Below are 18662 nucleotides of genomic sequence, written 5' to 3'. Positions count from 1 at the left end.
TGGATCTAGGGTACTGATAGATCGCACCCAAACAGAATCGGTTCGGGGTGCAGCGTGATCCCGAAGCGGTCCCGGACACCTGCTTGCACCGCCCTGGCCAGGGCAATCACGTCGGCAGTGTTCGCCTCGCCACGATTGGTCAAAGCCAGCGCGTGCTTGGTGGAAAGCCGCGCGGGTGCACCCTCACCGGGGTAGCCCTTCCCGAAACCGGCGTGCTCCACGAGCCAGCCTGCCGCGAGCTTGACCCCGTCGGGTGCGGGGTAGTGCGGCACCGGGCCTGTCTCCGCGGACCCCGCGGCGGCCCGGAAAGCGGCCTGCACCCGCTCGAACTCCTCCTGCGACACCACCGGATTGGTGAAGAACGATCCGACGCTCCAGGTGTCGTGATCGTTCTCGTCGAGCACCATGCCTTTGCCCGCGCGCAACTGCAGCACGGTCTGGCGAACATGCATCGGATCGGCGCGCTCCCCTGTCTCGACGCCCAGCGCGTTGGCCAGTTCGCGGTAACGCAGCGGTGCACTTCTCCTGTCCGCGGGCCCGTTCGCTCTCAACGCGAACTCGACCTCGAGCACGATGACGGCATCGGAGTGTCTGAGGATGCTGGTGCGGTAGCCGAACTTGAGTTCTTCGGGTGCAGCCCAACGGACTTCGCCTGTGCGGCGGTCGAGTAGGCGCACCCGGTTGATGGTGTCGGCCACCTCGGCCCCGTAGGCGCCGACATTCTGCACCGGGGTAGCCCCGGCCGAACCCGGTATCCCGGACAGACATTCCAGCCCGCCCAGACCGTGCCGCAGGGAGGTGACGACGACGTCGTCGAACACGGCGCCGGCCTCGGCGCGCACCAAATTGCCCTCGACCGTGATGGCGGTGTTGGCCACTCGGACGACGGTGAGCTCGGGCATCGTGTCGGCCAGGTCGTCGGCCAGCACCACGTTCGATCCGCCCGCCAGCACCAGGATCGGCTCGGCCACGGCGCGCAACACATCGATGAGCTGATCGGTGGTGGTGCAGGTCAGCACCCGGGGCACCACCGGACCGACCCGCAGCGTGGTCAGCGGCGCCAGCGCAACCGCCTCGGCGACCGCGACACCGGCAACATACGAACTGACCACGGGCCGTAACGGTAGCCTGACCAGCTATGCCGCGATCATTCGACATGGCCACCGACTACGAAGGCAGCGTCGAACAGGTCCACCGGGCATTCGCTGACGAACGGTATTGGCGGGCCCGGCTCGACGATTCGGGGGCCGACGAAACCACCCTGAATGCCCTGACGGTGAGCGGCGAGGGCGGCATCGAGGTGCTCACCACCCAGACCCTGCGCGCAGACCGACTACCCGGGCTGGTGTCGCAGTTCCATCGCGGCGATCTGAGAATCCGCCGCGAGGAGCACTGGCAGCCGATCCGCGCCGGCTCGGCCGACGGCACGGTCAAAGGCTCCATCGACGGGGCGCCGGTATCGCTGTCCGGCACCGCGAGGCTCGCCACGACCGACGGCGGGTCCCGGCTGTCGGTGCACATCACCGTCGAGGTGAGGGTGCCGCTGGTCGGCGGGAAGATCGAGAGTTTCATCGGCACACAGCTGGCCGATCTGCTGATCGCCGAGCAGCGCTTCACCTCGGTGTGGATCGCCGGCCGCGGCTGAGCCCAGCGGTACGGTCTGTAGCCATGAGCCGACGCCGACAGTCGACGATGGTGTTCGACGCACCTGCACAAGCCATCTACGCCGCGTACGCGAGCGACAAATACTGGCAGGCGTTGATGGACCGGTACGACGACCTGACGCCCGGAAAATCCGACATCACGGAGTTCAGGGCCGACGACGACGGCATCGAGGTCGAGTTCCGGCAGGTTCTGCCGCGCGCGGAGCTGCCGCCGATCCTGCGATCGGTGATACCGCTCGACATGGCCATCACCCGCAACCAGTATTTCGGCCCCTTCGACCGGGACCGCGCGAACGGCCACTACTCGGCATCGGTTTCACACGTCCCGGGCCGGCTCGACGGCCGGTACGTGCTCAGCGGGGCTTCCACGGGCAGCCGTCTGCAGGCCGACAGCAAGTGCAAGGTGCCGATGCCCCTGCTCGGGGGCAAGCTCGAAGACATGGTCCTGCAGTCCGTCAACGACGTGTTCAGCATCGAGGGGGCGTTCACCGCTGAGTGGATCGCCGAGCACGTCTAGACCCGTCGGGGCGGTCACCCGGGGCACCACCGGGTACAACCGGCTGCGCCGCAGCGACCGCTGGCTGGTGCACTCGCCGCGGGTGCGCACCGCGCTGCGGGTCACCGCCGATCCGCTGGTTGTCGACCTCGGCTACGGCGCACTTCCGGTGACCACCCTCGAATTGGCGGCCCGGCTGCAGGCGGTCCGCCCGGACGTCCGCGTGGTCGGCCTCGAGATTCACCCCGAGCGGGTGGCCACCGCACAGATCATGGCCGGCGGCACCGATGTGGAATTCGCGCTCGGCGGGTTCGAGTTGGCCGGGCTGCGGCCGGTGCTGGTGCGGGCGTTCAACGTGTTGCGCCAGTATCCGGTCGAGGCGGTGCCCGAGGCCTGGGCCACGATGTCGCGCCGGCTGGCGCCGGGCGGGCTGATCGTCGACGGGACCTGTGACGAGCTGGGCCGCCGATGCTGCTGGGTGCTGCTGGATGAGGCCGGGCCGGTGAGCCTGACCCTGGCCTGCGACCCGTTCAGCATCGATCGACCCTCGGACCTGGCAGAACGGCTGCCCAAGGTGCTGATCCACCACAACGTCGAAGGTCAGCCCATCCACACGCTGCTCAGCGCGGCCGATCGGGCCTGGGCCAGTGCCGCCGGGCACGGCGTCTTCGGGCCACGGGTGCGGTGGCGGGCCATGGTGGAGCTGCTGCGCGCCGAGGGGCTGCCGATCGCCGCGCCGCGCCGACGGCTGCGTGACGGGGTGCTCACGGTCCCCTGGGCAGCCGTGGCGCCACTAAGCTGAACCGCATGCGAATTGCCCTGGCGCAGATCGCCACCGGCACCGACCCGTCGTCGAACCTGGAGCTGGTCGACGAGTTCACCCGGCGTGCCGCCGATGACGGCGCCCGGTTGGTGCTGTTCCCCGAGGCCACGATGTGCCGGTTCGGCGTGGCACTCGGCCCGGTTGCCGAGAGCCTGGACGGGCCATGGGCGACGGGTCTGCGGGAGATCGCCGCAAGGGCCGGCGTCGTCGTGGTGGCCGGGATGTTCGCACCCAGCGATGACGGCCGGGTCACCAACACCCTGATCGCGACGGGCCCCGGCGTCGACGCGCACTACCACAAGATCCACCTCTACGACGCCTTCGGATTCACCGAATCACGCACTGTCGCACCGGGTTTCGAGCCGGTGACGATCAGCGTCGACGGAGTCACGGTGGGGCTGAGCACCTGCTACGACGTCCGGTTCCCGGAGCTCTACGTGGAGCTGGCCCGGCGCGGCGCCCAGCTGATCACCGTGCACGCCTCGTGGGGATCCGGGCCCGGCAAGCTCGAGCAGTGGACCTTGCTGGCCCGCGCCCGCGCCCTCGACACCACCGGCTTCATCGCCGCGGTCGACCAGGCCTACCCGGGCGACGAGATCGCCAAGGCCGGCCCGACGGGCGTCGGCGGCAGCCTGGTGACCTCCCCCACCGGCGAGGTTCTCACGTCGGCGGGCGCCGACCCGCAGTTGCTGGCCTTCGACGTCGACGTGGACGCCGCCAACCAGGTCCGGGACACCATCGGGGTGCTGCAGAACCGCTCACAGTTCGCTCAGTTGGGTAAGGCACAATCGCTGGGGTGACCGATCCCTGGGCTCGCCCAAACGACCAGTCCCCGCCGGCGCCCACCCAGGCGCTGCCTCCGCAGCCCCCCGCGCCCGATCAGCCGGTGCAGCCCGGGCAGGTCGAGGACCCGACGCCGGCCGCGCCCCAGCCGCAGGACTCCTCGGCGCTGGCGAAGGTCAAGAAGCTGTTCTCGGACCCGCTGTCCGTGGTGCTGATCGTGGTGATCGTGGTGGCCCTGGTCGCCGCCGGTGTGCTCGGCGGTGAGCTGTATGCCCGCAGCCGTGCCGACAAGATCGTCGCCTCGATCGTCGAATGCACCGTCGAGGACGGCGCGAAGGCATCGTTCGATCCGCTGCCGCCGTTCCTGCTGCAGCACGTGACCGGGCACTACACCAACATCAACATCGAGACCGCCGGCAACCAGATCCGCGATGCCAAGGGCATGAAGGTGAAGCTGGACATCAGGGATGTGCGGATCCAGGAAACCGCTGACGCCAGCGGCACCGTGGGCTCGCTGGTCGCCGACATCTCCTGGAGCACCGACGGCATCCGCCAGACCGTGGCCGACTTGGTGCAGCTGCCGTTCATCGGCTCGGCCATCTCGGATGTGAAGACCAACCCGTCCAACGGGACCATCGAACTCAAGGGCCTGCTGGGCACCATCACCGCCAAGCCGACGGTGGTCAACAAGGGCATCTCGCTGCAGATCGTCGATCTGAGCGCGATCGGCCTGTCCTGGCCGCGGGAGACGCTGCAGCCGATTCTGGACAAGTTCACCGCCCAGCTCACGGAGAACTACCCGATGGGCATCCACGCGGACAGCGTGCAGGTCACCGACAAAGGGGTGGAGGCGAAGTTCTCCACCACGAACGCGTCGATGCCCAAGGCCGAAGAGGACCCCTGCTTCAAGCTCTAGGTTTTCGGGGTTTTCCCGAGCCGAGGGCCTAGCCGGTGAGGCCGTCGAGCACCGCCCGCGTGCCCGACAGGCCGAGCCGGGTGGCCCCGGCGTCGAGCATGGCCGCAGCCGCCTCGGCGGTGCGGATACCTCCGCTGGCCTTGACCCCGACACCGTCGCCGGCCGCGCGTGCCATCAACTCGACGGCCCGGGCAGAGGCACCGCCGCTGGGATGGAAACCGGTCGAGGTCTTGACGAAGTCGGCCCCGGCACCGACGGCGGCCCGGCACACGTCCTGCAACAACGCCTCGCCGGCGAACTCCAACAGCGCGGCGGACTCCACGATGACCTTGAGCGTGGCGCCGGGCACTGCGGCACGCACGGCGCCCACCTCGGCCGCCGTCGCCTCCAGGTCACCACTGAGCGCGACCCCGACGTCGATCACCATGTCGATCTCGGCTGCGCCTGCGGCCACGGCCAGCTGCGACTCCCGGGCCTTGATCTCGGCCAGGTGCTTGCCCGACGGGAAGCCGGACACCGCGGCGACCGCCAGACCGGACGGGGCGATCGCGGCCGCGGCGGTCACCAGCGACGGTGACACGCACACCGAGAACACCCCGAGGTCGACGGCCTCGGCCACCAGTTTCTCGATGTCGGCCACGGTGGCCTCGGGCTTGAGCAGGGTGTGGTCGACCAGCGCAGCCACCTGGGCGCGCAGATAGCTGCCCATCAGAACGGTTCCTCGCTGCCGCCTGGATTGCAGCCGGCGGCCAGCATCACCTCGGGGGCGACCTCGGGCCGCCACGGCTCCAGGTTCCAGCTGGTCTTGCCGGGCTCGGCCAGTTCGGCGAACGTCCAGTGGCACACGAACTGCTCGCGCATCCCGGGCAGGTCGGCATCCGGGGACAGCGCCAGCACCTCTGCCCAGGCCTGATCAGCCTGGGCGGTACTGCCGGGCTGATGGGTCAAGGCGCGGGCGGTGTCGGTGGGGTACACGCGCAGGCTGGACAGGTCGCCCCATTTCGCCCATTCGACGTGGTCGACGTAGAGGTGGTCACCGGGGCCTGGATCGGCGGCTCCATCGGGGGCCGACGTCAGTGCCGCGCCCAGCGCGATGCCTGCCGCGCAGAGCACGACCAGTGATGAGCGCATCGGGTCAGCGCGACTTTCCTTGGATCTCAAGCAGTTTTGGCCGCACGTCGACGAGGTAGATGCCGGTGGCGCAGGCCGAGATGGCGGCGCCGAAGGCGTCGCGCAGCAGCAGGGCGAGCAGCAGGGCCACTCCCAGGATCGCCAGCCAGACCGGCTTGGTGAGCTTGCCGGTGGCCGTATAGGCGTCCGGACGCTGCATGGCGGCGTGGACGAGCGCATAGACGCCCACGAAGAAGACGACGGCGACCAGTACAAAGACAATGACGCCCGCGAGGTTGGCGAGTTGCACCTCACCAGCCTATGCGGGCGTCATCATCAGCGTCGACCCACGGGGCCGGGGCCCGGGGCGGTCGATACCGGAATTACTTCTGGGTGACCTTCTTGGCCGGAGCGGCCGCGGTCTTCTTGGCGGCCGGGGCCGTCTTCTTGGCGGCGGCCGGAGCAGCCTTCTTGGCGGGAGCGGCCTTCTTGGCAGGCGCGGAGGCCGGGGCGGCCTTGGTCACGGCCTGCTCCGTCTTTTTGGGCAGCTCGACGCCGACCAGCTTGGCGGCACGCTCGCCGACCGCGCGGGTCTGGGTCGCCACGGTGCCCAGGGCCTCCTGAGTCAGCTCGACGGCCTGGTCGGTGTAGCCCTCGACCCGGCTGGCGGCTTCCTCGATGGCCGGCTGGTTGCGCAGGCGCTCCAGCGCCGCCTCGCCGCGCTCGACCAGCTTGTTGTAGGTCGCGGTGGCCTGATCGGCGTAGCCCTCGGCGGCCTTGCGCAGTTCCTCGGAGGTGAACCGGTCGCGCAGCTCGTCGAACTGGGCCGGCAGGTCTTCCTGCAGCTTGGTCAGGCGGGCGCGGCCTTCCTCGACGCGGGTCTCGGCGTCGGTGCGGGCACCCTCGGCACGCTCCCGCAGGCTGGCGACGATCTCGTTGACCGTGGCCAGGGCCAGGTCGGCAGCGCCGACTGCGGCCAGCAGCGGGGCCTTGAGGTCTTCGATGGTGGGCTGAGTCTTCTCGGTCATGCGAATTCCTTTCTCAGGATGGGCTTTTCGTGCGAGTGGTTATCGGGCAGCTGGTGAGGCGTCAATCAGTTGTCGGCTCCTCACCTGCATCGGCTTCGTTCTGCTGTCGAAACGATGTGTAGATGTCGAGCAGCACCTGCTTTTGCCGCTCGGTGATCGCCACGTCGTTGACGATGGCGTCGCGGACCTCGCTGGGCTCGCTGGGCTCCAAGATCCCGGCGCGCACATAGAGAACTTCCGCGGACACCCGCAGTGCCTTCGCGATCTGGTTGAGCACGTCGGCGGAGGGTTTTCGCAATCCCCGTTCGATCTGGCTCAGATAGGGATTGCTGACGCCGGCCTTCTCGGCCAACTGCCGCACCGATACCTGTGCCGCCTCACGCTGGGACCGGATGAAGCTCCCGATGTCCTGCGCAGCGTTGGAGACGACAGCCGCGAGATTTTCTTCCTGCGCCATGTCATTCCCCTCGTAGCCCGGGTATCCGTTAACGACGAATTTCACGCTACGACGGGGTGCTAACTTTTGCAAGCACTAGTTAGCGCAGGTCAGAAGAGTAGTTGGGCTATCGAATAGATGATCAGGCCCGCCAACGAGCCCACCACGGTGCCATTGATCCGGATGAACTGCAGGTCACGGCCCACGTGGAGCTCGATTCGGCGGCTCGCCTCGTCGGCGTCCCACCGCTCGATGGTCTCGGTGATGATTGCTGTGATCTCGGTCCCATACTCCGCGACCAGGTGTTTCGCCCCACGGATGATCCAGCCGTCGACCTTGTCGCGTAGCTCGGCGTCGTCACACAAGGACTCACCGATCCGCATCACCGAGTCCGCGATCCGGGTCCGCAACGCCGAGGACGGGTCGTCCACCGACTCCAGGATGATCCGCTTGGCCGCCGCCCACGCCGTCTCGGCCGCCCGGGCCACCTCGTCGCGGCCCATGATCTGTTCCTTGACGTTCTCGGCGCGCTGAATCGTCGCCTCGTCGTGTTGCAGATCGTCGGCGAACTCGAACAGGAAGCGCGTGGCCGACCGCCGCAGCTCATGGTCGGGGTTACGACGGACCTTGTCGGTGAAGTCCATCAACTCCCGATGGATCCGGTCCCCCACCAGGTGGTCCACCCACCGGGGCGACCAGGTCGGCGAATCCCGCTCGATGACGCGCTCGATGACCTCGCCGGAGTTCAGCGACCACTGGAACGCCCGGTCGCACAGCAGCTGGATCAGCGCCTCCTGACGGCCCTCCTGCAGCAGCGTCGACAGCACCCGGCCGATCGGCGGGCCCCATTTCGGTTCGGCGATGCGTTTGACGATCATCCGGTCCAGCACGTGCTGGACATCCTCGTCGCGCAGCATCTCCACCCCGACCCGCAGCACGGTCGACGCCTCCGCTGCCACCCGCTCGGCGTGGGTGCGGTCCGACAGCCATTTGCCGAACCGGCCGGCCACCTGCGCGTCGCGCAGCTTGTTCGCGATGACCTCGGGGGACATGAAGTTCTCCCGGACGAAGGTGCCGAGGCCCTCCCCCAGCTGGTCCTTCTTGCGCTTGATGATGGCCGTGTGCGGGATGGGCACCCCGAGCGGATGCTTGAAAAGCGCCGTCACGGCGAACCAGTCGGCAAGCGCACCGACCATGCCCGCCTCGGCCGCGGCCCGCACGTAACCGATCCAACCTGGGGCGCCACGCGACTGCGCCCAGGTGCACAACAGGAAGATCACCGTGGCGCCGACCAGAAAGCTCAGCGCGACCAGCTTCATCCTCCGCAAACCCCGCCGCCGTTCGGCGTCGGCGGCGCTGTCCGCCCCGGCCAGCGTCTCGGCGAAACTCGGCCGCGGGCCCGCAAGCGCGCGGACTCCCGCGTCGGATCGATGTACCACGGTTTCCATCTTGCGCTATCACCGCAACTGACGGTCCGACCCACAGACCGGTATGCCCAGATTCGCCGTAGTATCAAGTGGAACTAGGGAATGGGACTACTGCGACTGTGGCACAGACTCCGCCGGTGACGGTGAAGACCGATGGACGCAAGCGGCGCTGGCACCAGCACAAGGTGGAGCGGCGCAACGAATTGGTAGACGGCACCCTGGAAGCCATCCGGAGCCGGGGTAGCAACGTCAGCATGGACGAGATCGCCGCCGAGATCGGCGTGTCCAAGACCGTGCTCTACCGCTACTTCGTCGACAAGAACGATCTCACCACCGCCGTGATGATGCGGTTCGCCCAGACCACCCTGATCCCGAACATGGCCTCGGCCCTGTCCTCCAACCTCGACGGGTTCGATCTGACCCGCGAGATCATCAAGGTGTACGTGGAGACCGTCGCGGCCGAGCCAGAGATCTACCCGTTCGTGATGGCGAACAACTCGGCCAGCAAGAGCAAGGCCGTCGCCGATTCCGAGCAGATCATCGCGCGCATGCTGGCCGTCATGCTGCGCCGCCGGATGGCCCAGGCCGGCATGGACACCCGCGGCGCCGAGGCGTGGGCCTTCCACACCGTCGGCGGCGTCCAGCTGGCCACCCACTCATGGATGTCGAATCCGCGGATGACGGCCGACGACCTGATCGACTACCTGACCATGTTGTCCTGGAACGCGCTGTGCGGCATCGTCGAAGTCGGCGGCTCGCTGGAAAAGTTCAACTCGCTGCCGCACCCGTCACCGGTTCTGCCGCCGCAACTGCTTGACTGAGCGGGTGAGCGACAGAGATCTGCCGGCGCTGTGGACCCACGAACCACACGAACACCTGGCCTTCCGCCCGGGCGACGAGGTCGGGCGAATCGAAACCAACAGCACGCCGGGATTCCGCGGCAGCAAGAGCGATGCGCCGACTCTGCAGACCGAGCGCAACATGCGGCTCGCCTCGCTGCAGGAAATGCTCTATGCCCGCTGCAAGAGCGGCGACGACAACCGTTCGGTGCTGCTGATACTGCAGGGCATGGACACCGCGGGCAAGGGCGGGATCGTCAAACATGTTGTGGGAGCGGCAAACCCACAGGGCGTCCGGTACACCAGCTTCGGCAAGCCGACAGAGGAGGAGCGCGCCCACCACTACCTATGGCGCATCCGCAACGCCCTTCCGCCTGCGGGACACATCGGCGTGTTCGACCGCTCGCACTATGAGGACGTGCTGATCGTCCGCGTGCACAACCTGGTGCCGCCCGACGTCTGGGGCGCGCGCTACGACGAGATCAACGCCTTCGAACGCGAGTTGGTCGATGCCGGCACCACATTGGTGAAGGTGGCGATGTTCGTCTCCCTCGCCGAACAGAAGGAACGTCTGGCCGAGAGGCTGGAGCGGCCCGACAAGTACTGGAAGTACAACCCCGCCGACGTCGACGAGCGGCTGCTCTGGCCCAAATACCAGGAGGCCTACCAGGCCATGCTGGAGAAGACGTCGACCGATTACGCGCCCTGGCACATCGTGCCGTGTGACAAGAAGTGGTACAGCCGGCTCGCCGTCACCGAGTTGCTCATCGAGGCGCTCAAGGGCCTCAACATGTCGTGGCCGCCGCCGGACTTCGACGTCGAGGCGGAGAAGAAGCGGCTGGCGGAAGCCTAGCTGTCGCGGCAAGCTGCGCCGAGAGTGAATCCAGGGACATGAACAGCGCTGAGGCTTGTCCCTGGGTGCAGTTTCACGATGCCCGCGCCAAATACATCAGGCGCCTCGGATCTGGGATCCGAAGCGCCTGATGCGGAAGTGCGAAACTACTTGACCAGCGTGAACTGGCCGATGTTGGTGATGCCGCGGCGGAAGAAGTCGGCGCAGCCGGTCAGGTACTTCATGTACCGGTCGTAGACTTCCTGGCCCTGCATGGCGATGGCCTCGTCCTTGGCCGCCTCCAGGTTGGCCGCCCACATGTCCAGCGTCCGCGCGTAGTGCGGGCGCAGCAGGTGGGTGCGCTCCAGCTTGAAGCCCGAGCCGTCGGCCAGCTTCTCGATGTCCTCGACCGCCGGAAGCTGCCCGCCGGGGAAGATCTCCTCGCCGATGAACTTCATGAACTTCAGGTCGCTGATGGTCAGCTTGATGCCGTTCTCACGGAAGAACTGCTGGGTGTGCGCCAGGATCGTGTGCAGCAGCATGCGGCCGCCGTTCTCCGGCAGGATGTTGTAGGCCCGCTCGAAGAACACCGGGTAACGCTCGGCCTTGAAGGCCTCGAACGCGCCGATCGACACGATGCGGTCGACGGGCTCGTTGAACTCCTCCCAGCCCTGCAGCCGGATCTCGATGTTGCGCTCGGTGTCGATCTTGGCCAGGCGCTCACGGGCGTAGTCCGACTGAGCCTTGCTCAGCGTGATGCCGATGACGTTGACGTCGAACTTGGTGACCGCACGCTCCAGCGCACCGCCCCAGCCGCAGCCGATGTCGAGCAGGGTCATGCCCGGCTTGAGGTCCAGCTTGCCCAGTGCGAGGTCGAACTTGGCGTTCTGCGACTCGTCGAGCGTCATGTCCTCGCGCTCGTAGTAACCGCAGGTGTAACCCATGGTCGGCCCGAGCCACAGGGCGAAGAACTCGTTCGAGATGTCGTAGATCGACTGCGACTCCTCGTAGTACGGAGCAAGATCGGACTCGACGTTAGACATGCGAAAAATTACCTCTTTGCGTTTCTGCTGCTGTGACGACCGACGGGGTTGGGCCGACGCGTGTTTTCACGCAGACTCTATAGAGCGAGCCAGCAGGCCCTACTGTGGGTAGACTAGCTAAGCCTCGGCCATAGTGCCAGCGCGGGTCCGGTCAGTACTTGTAGAAGCCCTGACCCGATTTCTTGCCCAGCTGTCCCGCTTCCACCATGCGCAACAGCAGCGGCGGCGCCGCGTACAAAGGCTCTTTGAACTCGTCGAACATCTTGTCAGCGATGAGCTTCAGGGTGTCCAGACCGACCAGATCGGACAGCCGCAGCGGGCCCATCGGGTGCGAAAGACCTGCCACCACGGATTTGTCGACGTCTTCAATCGTGGCAAAGCCACCTTCGACCATCCGGATCGCCGCCAACAGGTACGGAACCAGCAATGCGTTGACCACGAAGCCGGACCGGTCTGTACAGCGGACAACCTGTTTTCCGATGACCGTGCCGGCGAACTCCTCGACGCGCGCGGCGGCGGCATCTGACGTCACCAGGGTGCTGACCAGTTCGACCAGTGGCAACACCGGAACCGGGTTGAAAAAGTGCAGGCCGAGCACCCTGGAAGGATTCTGGGTAGCTGCTGCGAGTTTCATGATCGGAATGCTGGAGGTGTTGGAGGCCAGCACCGCGTCGGGGTCGGTGATGACCCGATCCAGATCAGCGAAGATCTTTGCCTTGACGTTCTCGTCCTCGATCACGGCCTCGATGACCAGCTGACGGTCGGCCAGGTCGTCGATCGTGGTGGTGAACTTCAGCTTGCCCAGCGCGGCGTCCTTCTCCCGCTCGGTGACCTTGCCCGCGCTCACCGCCCGCTCGAGTGACTTGGTGATGCGGTTGCGGCCCGCGGTCACCAGTGCGTCGGTGGTCTCGAACACCAGAACGTCGACGCCGGCGCGCGCGGACACCTCGGCGATGCCCGCACCCATCTGGCCGGCACCGATCACACCTACTCGTTCAATTTGATTGCTCACTACTTCACTTTCGTCTCGATGTCCGGACACGCGACAGGCCCCGCCCAAGAATTCTGAGCGGGGCCTGCTGCTGTCAAGACAGTCGGTACCGCGAGCAGACGCAAACTCGTCCATTTCGGGACCGAAACGTGCGAGTTTGTGTCTGTTCAGCGGATGCGGCCTAGTGGAACTGACCCTCTTCGGTGGAACCGGCCAGCGCGGTGGTCGAGCTGTTCGGGTCCACGGTGGTGGCGATCCGGTCGAAGTAGCCGGCGCCGACCTCGCGCTGGTGCTTGGTGGCGGTGTAACCGCGCTCCTCGGCGGCGAACTCGCGCTCCTGCAGCTCGACGTAGGCCTTCATCTGCTCGCGGGCGTAGCCGTGGGCCAGATCGAACATCGAGTAGTTGAGGGCGTGGAAGCCGGCCAGCGTGATGAACTGGAACTTGAAGCCCATCGCGCCCAGCTCGCGCTGGAACTTGGCGATGGTGTCGTCGTCCAGGTGCTGCTTCCAGTTGAAGGACGGCGAGCAGTTGTACGACAGCATCTGGTCGGGGAACTCGCTCTTGACGCCTTCGGCGAACTTCTTGGCCAGCTCCAGGTCCGGGGTGCCGGTCTCCATCCAGATGAGGTCGGCGTACGGCGCGTAGGCCTTGGCGCGGGCGATGCAGGGCTCAAGGCCGTTCTGCACCCGGTAGAAGCCCTCGTTGGTGCGCTCACCGGTGATGAACGGGCGGTCACGCTCGTCCACGTCGGAGGTGATCAGGGTGGCGGCCTCGGCATCGGTGCGGGCGATGACCAGGGTCGGAACGTCCGCGACGTCGGCAGCCAGACGGGCCGAGGTCAGGGTGCGGATGTGCTGCTGGGTGGGGATCAGCACCTTGCCACCGAGGTGGCCGCACTTCTTCTCCGAGGCCAGCTGGTCTTCCCAGTGCGAGCCGGCGACGCCTGCGGCGATCATGGCCTTCTGCAGCTCGTAGACGTTGAGCGCACCACCGAAGCCGGCCTCACCGTCGGCGACGATCGGGGCGAGCCAGTTCTCGACCGAGGTGTCGCCCTCGACCTTGGCGATCTGGTCGGCGCGCATCAGCGCGTTGTTGATGCGGCGGACGACCTGCGGCACCGAGTTGGCCGGGTAGAGGCTCTGGTCCGGGTAGGTGTGGCCGGACAGGTTGGCGTCACCAGCGACCTGCCAACCCGACAGGTAGATGGCCTTCAGGCCGGCACGGACCTGCTGGACGGCCTGGTTGCCCGTCAGCGCGCCGAGCGCGTTGACGAAGTCCATGTCGTGCAGCTGCTCCCACAGCACCTCGGCGCCACGGCGGGCGAGGGTGTTCTCCTCGACGACAGAGCCCTGCAGGGCGACCACGTCGGCCGGGGTGTAGGTACGGGTGATGCCCTTCCAGCGGGGATTGTGATCCCAGTCGTGCTGGATCTGCTCCGGTGACTTGGGGGTGCCCACGGTCGACATAGGACTGCTCCTTCGGTTTGTTTCAGTCGCCTTGATCCACCGCCGCGGTCGTTCGCCTTGTTAATTGCTAACGCCGTGACAGCTTCACTGTTGTGCTAATCCGACGATGGCACAGCACATATCCGCAGGTCCACCCGTTTCAGTTGCCAAGTTTCGCCAAAGCGCTTAGTTAACTTGCAAAGGTTGCGAAGAAATATGATGGCTGTACCGGTTCAGAAGCTACCGACGGGTAGCCCATAGGCGCAGGTCAGTACGCTCGTACTGTTAAACCGAGAGGGGTCAGAGCGAGAACAGTGACGCGATCGCTTTTGTCTCGTCGCCGACCGCATATGTGAGCGTTCTAACAGTCCGGTCGGTGAGCTCTTCGCCGAATTTGTCGGTCGATCCGGCCGGGTGAACGTGCGACACGATCTCGAGCTTCTCCCCGAGAGCCACCGCGGCGTCGTGCTCGATGGTCACCCGCAGCGGCTTCTCCAGCAGCTCGGGATGGGAGTACAGGTAGTCCTCGATCACCGTCCAATAGACCGAGTTGTTCATGTGGTCGAACAGGTCGATGTCGGACACCCGCACCGGATACTCACGGATTTCCGCCGCGTCCTCGCGGCTGCCGGCCTTCAGGTAGGACTTCCAGCGCAGCCGCGCTTCGTCGGTGGTGCGGCGCAGGCCCGAGAGGAAGTCGTCGGAGATGCGGGCCGGGCCCTGCGTCTCCCGATTGATGTTGATCCAGAACGCCTCGGATTCCATGAGCCCGCCCTTGCGGCCATCGATCCGCACCCGCATCTCGCACCACCGGTTGGAGGTACCCGAACACCACCGCCGCATCCGCAGCATGTCCTGGAATTCGATGGGCCTGATGAGATCGATCATGGTGCGCCGCACGATCCACAACGGGTGGGTCTCCTCGAAACCGAGTTCGCGGAGATGGTCGGAACCGATGTCTTGGATGTGACGGGCGGCGGCGTCGAAGCGCAGCCGGCCCACCCGGTCGATATCGCCCACCCGGAGCGGCCATTCGCGGTCGAAGACATCGGGGTGCGGATCGGGCACCGGCATCATCACCTTGTTCAGCCCGGTGGTCGAATTGTGCGCGGTTCCCGTCATGGCCTTCTCCCAGTCGCTGTCGCCTGAGCCGATCATGCCAGGCAGCCCGATGATGCCAGTACAGGCCAAACTGCCAAGAATGCAAAGTGCATCTTCGCACTGTTGTTAGGCTGTTTGACGTGGCAAAAACGTTCGTCGGGTCGCGGGTGCGTCAACTGCGGAGCGAGCGTGGTTTCAGCCAGGCGGCCCTGGCTCAGATGCTCGACATCTCCCCCAGTTACCTCAACCAGATCGAGCACGACGTGCGCCCGCTGACCGTGGCCGTGCTGCTGCGCATCACCGAGGTGTTCGGGGTGGACGCCACGTTCTTCGCCTCCCATGACGACACCCGCCTGGTGGCCGAGATGCGCGAGGTCACCATGGATCGCGATCTCGGCGCCGAGATGGACGTAGCCGAAGTCGCCGACATGGTGGCGGCCTATCCGAACTTCGCCCGCGCCATGGTGAACCTGCACCGTCGTTACCGACTGACCACCACGCAGTTGGCCGCCGCCACCGAGGACCGGTACTCCGACGGCAGTGGCAGCGGTTCGATCACCATGCCGCACGAGGAAGTTCGCGACTACTTCTACCAACGGCAGAACTACCTGCACGAACTCGACACTGCCGCCGAGGATCTGACCGCCAAGATCCGCATGCACCGGGGTGACCTGGCCGGTGAGCTGGCCAACCGGTTGACCACGGTGCACGGGGTCCGGATCGTGCGGCGCATCGATCTCGGCGACACCGTGCTGCACCGTTACGACCCGGCCACCAAGACCCTCGAAATGGGCAACCACCTCTCCAGCGGCCAGCAGGTTTTCAAGATGGCGGCCGAACTGGCCTTCCTGGAATTCGGGGAACTCATCGACAAGATGGTCGACGAGGGCATGTTCACCAGCGATGAGTCCCGCACCCTGGCCCGGCTCGGGCTGGCCAACTACTTCGCCGCGGCGACGGTGCTCCCGTACCGCCAATTCCACGATGTGACAGAGAATTTCCGCTACGACGTGGAACGGCTGTCGGCGTTCTATTCGGTGAGCTACGAGACCATCGCGCACCGGCTGTCCACGCTGCAGCGCCCGTCGATGCGCGGCGTGCCGTTCTCGTTCGTCCGCGTCGACCGCGCGGGCAACATGTCGAAGCGACAGTCCGCCACCGGATTTCACTTCTCGTCCTCGGGCGGCACGTGTCCGCTGTGGAACGTCTACGAGACCTTCAGCAATCCAGGAAAGATCGGCGTGCAGATCGCCCAGATGCCCGACGGGCGCAACTACATGTGGGTGGCCCGCACCGTGGAGCGCCGCGCATCGCGCTACGGGCAGCCCGGCAAGACCTTCGCGATCGGGCTGGGATGCGAACTGCGCCATGCGCATCGGCTGGTGTACTCCGAAGGACTCGACCTCTCCGGCGAGGTGGCCACACCCATCGGCTCGGGCTGCCGGGTGTGCGAACGCGACAATTGCCCGCAACGCGCGTTCCCGGCGCTCGGCAAGGCCCTCGACCTCAATGAACACCGTTCGACGGTGTCACCGTATTTGGTGCGGCAGCACTAGCCGCACAACGAGATCTTTGATGCCAGGGCATCGGGCTTCCTCCCGTTGTCGCGACAGGAAGCTACTAACGGTAGGCTACTATCAGTAAGTTACTGTTGGTAGGTACTGCCGAGGAGTCAACATGGGCGACGAATCCGTCGCGGCCCCGAAACAACGCTTGTCGAAGCAGGACCGCCACACTCAACTCCTCGGCGTGGCAAGGGAGTTGATCCGGGATGCAGGCACGGAAGAGTTCACCCTCGGCCGGCTGGCCGAGCGGGCCGGTGTGACCAAGCCCGTGGTCTACGACCACTTCGGAGACAAGGCGGGGGTCCTCGCCGAGCTCTATCGCGAGTTCGAGGAACGCCAGCGCGAGATGCTCGCCGCCGCACTGGCGGGCGCCGAGCAAGAGGTGCGAGCAGTGGCGAGCGTGGTCGCGGGCGCATACATCGACTGCTGCCTCGCGGAGGGGCGGGAACTGGCCGACGTCGTCGCCGCACTCGCCGGCTCACCCACCCTGAGCCGGATCCGCCAGGAGGCCGAGGACGCCTATCTCGCCATGTGCCGCGAGGCACTGGCACCGTTCCCCGGCCGGATCGACGCGACAGGGCTGAGCGCCGTCATCGGGGCCGGCGACGCCTTGGCCCGAGACGCGCTCGCCGACAGGATCAGCTCCGCCGATGCCCGCAGCACCCTGGCCCGTGTCATCACGGCCATCGCTGCTGACGACCAACCCGACACGACAGAGGTGACTTCATGACGATCACACATCCACCGAAGCCCGGCACCGCCCTGTGGCTCTACGCGCATCCCCGCCGCGGCTCACTGAACGACCGCCTCTTCCAGGCGGGAACCGAGGCACTGTCCGCGCAGTACGAGGTGATGATCTCGGACCTGCACGCCCAGGAGTTCGACCCGGTCCTCAGTGATCGCGACTTCGGAGAGCCCGCCGGCAAGCCGGGGAACATCGTCGAGCTGGCAGGCGAGGCGTACTCCCGGGGCCAGCTGCCTGCCGATGTGCGCGAGGAACAGGCCAAGCTCGCCGCGGCGGAGCTGCTGGTCGTGCAGTTCCCGCTGTGGTGGTACGGACCGCCGGCAATCTTGAAAGGCTGGTTCGACCGGGTGCTCACGAACGGGTTCGCCTACGGCGATCTCGATCCCGACCTCGGGGTGCCCCGGCGCTACGGAGACGGCGGCCTGATCGGGCGCAGGGCCCTCATCGTGGTGACCGCAGGAGAGGATGCGCGCTCCATCGGCCCGCGCGGCATCAGCGGTGACCTGGAATCGCTGCTCTTCCCCCTCATCCACGGCACTCTCTGGTATGTCGGAATCGAAACACTTGACCTGCACGTGATCCACGACGCCGACGGCTTGGAGGCGGCCGACGTCGACCTGGAGGCTCAGCGCCTGCAAGAAAGACTGCGGACAATCGGCACCGAGCCGGTCCGCCGGTTCCGGCGCTTGCGCGATGGCGACTACCAGGAGACTCGTGCCCTGCGTGGGGACCTTCTCCCGGGGCGCACCGACCTTGGCATCCACCTCGCCGACCACGGATAACCCGAGCTGAGTCGGTCTCGGACGCCAACCGGCAGCTGGACCTTCTGAGCCGCACCACCTGTGCCAGACTCGGCTGGGTGAGTGCACTCGAGCCGGCCCGTATCGCACCCGGCGGATTCCGTGAGCTGGGGCCGATCAACTGGGCCATCGCCAAGCTGGGCGCCCGCGCCATCCGGGCGCCGAGGTTCACCCTGATGAACGTGCTGGGCCAGCACAAGCTGCTGTTCCTGGCCTGGCTGCCCTATTCCGGGTTGCTGCTCGGCCCGCTGGGCAAGTTGCCGCGTCAGGACGCCGAGCTGGTGATCCTGCGGGTCGGCCATCTCCGCGACTGCGAGTACGAGTTGCAGCAGCACCGCCGGCTCGCCCGCAGCCGCGGCGTGGATGTCGAGACACAGGCCCGTATCTTCAAGGGCCCCGACGCCGAGGGCCTGACCGACCGTCAGCGGGTGCTGATCACCGCGACCGACGAGTTCGTCGTCACCCGGTCCGTCTCGCCGGAAACCTGGGCCGCGCTCTCGGCGATCTTCACCAAGCAGCAGCTCATCGAATTCTGCATGCTGGCAAGCCAATACGATGGCCTGGCCGCCACGATGACGACGCTGCGGATCCCGCTGGACTTCCCGGACTGAGTGAT

At 66.5% G+C, this 18662-nt stretch carries 22 protein-coding genes; 11 read left to right on the top strand and 11 right to left on the bottom strand.

The genetic code is table 11. The annotated features are described in order from the left end of the window. Nucleotides 1–5: 5 nt before the first annotated feature. Nucleotides 6–1112, bottom strand: coding sequence for a UDP-N-acetylmuramate dehydrogenase (locus QQ25_RS05055; RefSeq protein ID WP_039377544.1), 1107 nt, complete (start codon nucleotides 1110–1112; stop codon nucleotides 6–8). Between the two features lie 26 nt (nucleotides 1113–1138). On the opposite strand from QQ25_RS05055, the gene QQ25_RS05050 reads away from it, so the two are divergent. Genes QQ25_RS05050 through QQ25_RS05030 form a run of 5 tightly spaced genes read left to right on the top strand, consistent with a single transcriptional unit; the run spans nucleotide 1139 to nucleotide 4682 of the window. Continuing rightward, nucleotides 1139–1645 (top strand): DUF2505 domain-containing protein, encoded by a 507-nt coding sequence (locus QQ25_RS05050; protein ID WP_039377543.1) that lies wholly within the window; start codon nucleotides 1139–1141, stop codon nucleotides 1643–1645. A gap of 23 nt (nucleotides 1646–1668) precedes the next feature. Next, entirely contained in the window at nucleotides 1669–2181 is a 513-nt protein-coding gene (locus tag QQ25_RS05045) for a DUF2505 domain-containing protein (RefSeq protein ID WP_039377541.1), read from the top strand. Next, nucleotides 2156–2962 carry a class I SAM-dependent methyltransferase gene (locus QQ25_RS05040; RefSeq protein WP_039377540.1) on the top strand — a complete coding sequence of 269 codons (807 nt, stop codon included), beginning with the start codon at nucleotides 2156–2158 and terminating at the stop codon, nucleotides 2960–2962. Before QQ25_RS05045 ends, QQ25_RS05040 begins: the two co-directional genes overlap by 26 nt. 5 nt (nucleotides 2963–2967) lie before the next feature. Then, nucleotides 2968–3783, top strand: coding sequence for a carbon-nitrogen hydrolase family protein (locus QQ25_RS05035; RefSeq protein WP_039377539.1), 816 nt, complete (start codon nucleotides 2968–2970; stop codon nucleotides 3781–3783). After that, nucleotides 3780–4682: an LmeA family phospholipid-binding protein gene (locus QQ25_RS05030; protein WP_039377538.1), complete on the top strand. Its 903-nt coding sequence runs from the start codon at nucleotides 3780–3782 to the stop codon at nucleotides 4680–4682. The genes QQ25_RS05035 and QQ25_RS05030 overlap by 4 nt, the downstream gene beginning before the upstream one ends. Nucleotides 4683–4710: 28 nt before the next feature. Here QQ25_RS05030 and deoC read toward each other — a convergent pair whose 3' ends face one another. The 6 genes from deoC to QQ25_RS05000 all read right to left on the bottom strand — a co-directional run bounded on the left by deoC (nucleotide 4711) and on the right by QQ25_RS05000 (nucleotide 8704). Next, complete coding sequence (gene deoC, locus QQ25_RS05025; RefSeq protein ID WP_039377537.1) at nucleotides 4711–5391, bottom strand: deoxyribose-phosphate aldolase; 681 nt, start codon at nucleotides 5389–5391, stop codon at nucleotides 4711–4713. Beyond that, complete coding sequence (locus tag QQ25_RS05020) at nucleotides 5391–5813, bottom strand: DUF2599 domain-containing protein (protein WP_039377535.1); 423 nt, start codon at nucleotides 5811–5813, stop codon at nucleotides 5391–5393. The genes deoC and QQ25_RS05020 overlap by 1 nt, the downstream gene beginning before the upstream one ends. 4 nt (nucleotides 5814–5817) lie before the next feature. Then, nucleotides 5818–6102, bottom strand: a complete 285-nt coding sequence (locus QQ25_RS05015; protein WP_029110701.1) for a DUF2516 family protein — start codon at nucleotides 6100–6102, stop codon at nucleotides 5818–5820. 73 nt (nucleotides 6103–6175) lie between these two features. After that, nucleotides 6176–6820, bottom strand: coding sequence for a hypothetical protein (locus QQ25_RS05010; RefSeq protein WP_039314387.1), 645 nt, complete (start codon nucleotides 6818–6820; stop codon nucleotides 6176–6178). Nucleotides 6821–6881: 61 nt separating this feature from the next. Next, nucleotides 6882–7277 carry a helix-turn-helix domain-containing protein gene (locus tag QQ25_RS05005; protein WP_039314384.1) on the bottom strand — a complete coding sequence of 132 codons (396 nt, stop codon included), beginning with the start codon at nucleotides 7275–7277 and terminating at the stop codon, nucleotides 6882–6884. Between the two features lie 89 nt (nucleotides 7278–7366). Beyond that, complete coding sequence (locus QQ25_RS05000) at nucleotides 7367–8704, bottom strand: DUF445 domain-containing protein (protein ID WP_101906258.1); 1338 nt, start codon at nucleotides 8702–8704, stop codon at nucleotides 7367–7369. Between the two features lie 98 nt (nucleotides 8705–8802). On the opposite strand from QQ25_RS05000, the gene QQ25_RS04995 reads away from it, so the two are divergent. Both QQ25_RS04995 and QQ25_RS04990 read left to right on the top strand, forming a co-directional pair. Further along, a complete protein-coding gene (locus tag QQ25_RS04995; protein WP_039314381.1) occupies nucleotides 8803–9504 on the top strand; it encodes a TetR/AcrR family transcriptional regulator in 702 nt (233 codons plus the stop codon). Nucleotides 9505–9508: 4 nt separating this feature from the next. Continuing rightward, entirely contained in the window at nucleotides 9509–10375 is an 867-nt protein-coding gene (locus tag QQ25_RS04990; RefSeq protein WP_039314378.1) for a polyphosphate kinase 2 family protein, read from the top strand. 146 nt (nucleotides 10376–10521) lie between these two features. Here QQ25_RS04990 and QQ25_RS04985 read toward each other — a convergent pair whose 3' ends face one another. The 4 genes from QQ25_RS04985 to QQ25_RS04970 form a co-directional block, all read right to left on the bottom strand. Then, nucleotides 10522–11397 (bottom strand): cyclopropane mycolic acid synthase family methyltransferase, encoded by an 876-nt coding sequence (locus QQ25_RS04985; protein ID WP_039377534.1) that lies wholly within the window; start codon nucleotides 11395–11397, stop codon nucleotides 10522–10524. A 151-nt stretch (nucleotides 11398–11548) separates the two neighbouring features. Then, a complete protein-coding gene (locus tag QQ25_RS04980; protein ID WP_039377533.1) occupies nucleotides 11549–12409 on the bottom strand; it encodes a 3-hydroxybutyryl-CoA dehydrogenase in 861 nt (286 codons plus the stop codon). A 160-nt stretch (nucleotides 12410–12569) separates the two neighbouring features. Next, entirely contained in the window at nucleotides 12570–13856 is a 1287-nt protein-coding gene (gene aceA, locus QQ25_RS04975) for an isocitrate lyase (RefSeq protein WP_039314369.1), read from the bottom strand. A gap of 279 nt (nucleotides 13857–14135) precedes the next feature. After that, the gene (locus QQ25_RS04970) at nucleotides 14136–14957 is read right to left on the bottom strand and encodes an acyl-[acyl-carrier-protein] thioesterase (RefSeq protein WP_039377821.1); all 822 of its coding nucleotides are present in this window, start codon (nucleotides 14955–14957) and stop codon (nucleotides 14136–14138) included. A 119-nt stretch (nucleotides 14958–15076) separates the two neighbouring features. Between QQ25_RS04970 and ramB the strand changes: the two genes are divergently transcribed. The 4 genes from ramB (at nucleotide 15077) to QQ25_RS04950 (ending at nucleotide 18657) form a co-directional block, all read left to right on the top strand. Then, nucleotides 15077–16492, top strand: a complete 1416-nt coding sequence (ramB, locus tag QQ25_RS04965; protein ID WP_039314367.1) for an acetate metabolism transcriptional regulator RamB — start codon at nucleotides 15077–15079, stop codon at nucleotides 16490–16492. 121 nt (nucleotides 16493–16613) lie between these two features. Further along, nucleotides 16614–17231: a TetR/AcrR family transcriptional regulator gene (locus QQ25_RS04960; protein WP_234711841.1), complete on the top strand. Its 618-nt coding sequence runs from the start codon at nucleotides 16614–16616 to the stop codon at nucleotides 17229–17231. Then, on the top strand, nucleotides 17228–18028 hold the full coding sequence (locus QQ25_RS04955; RefSeq protein ID WP_039377532.1) for an NAD(P)H-dependent oxidoreductase: 801 nt from the start codon (nucleotides 17228–17230) through the stop codon (nucleotides 18026–18028). The genes QQ25_RS04960 and QQ25_RS04955 overlap by 4 nt, the downstream gene beginning before the upstream one ends. 77 nt (nucleotides 18029–18105) lie before the next feature. Then, nucleotides 18106–18657 (top strand): carboxymuconolactone decarboxylase family protein, encoded by a 552-nt coding sequence (locus tag QQ25_RS04950; RefSeq protein WP_039314364.1) that lies wholly within the window; start codon nucleotides 18106–18108, stop codon nucleotides 18655–18657. Nucleotides 18658–18662 lie beyond the last annotated feature (5 nt).

The sequence above is a fragment of the Mycolicibacterium setense genome (genome assembly GCF_000805385.1).
In the GTDB taxonomy this organism is placed as follows: Bacteria; Actinomycetota; Actinomycetes; order Mycobacteriales; family Mycobacteriaceae; genus Mycobacterium; species Mycobacterium setense.
The sequence above is the reverse complement of the archived record's forward strand: the minus strand, read 5'-3'. Positions and strand labels throughout refer to the sequence as shown.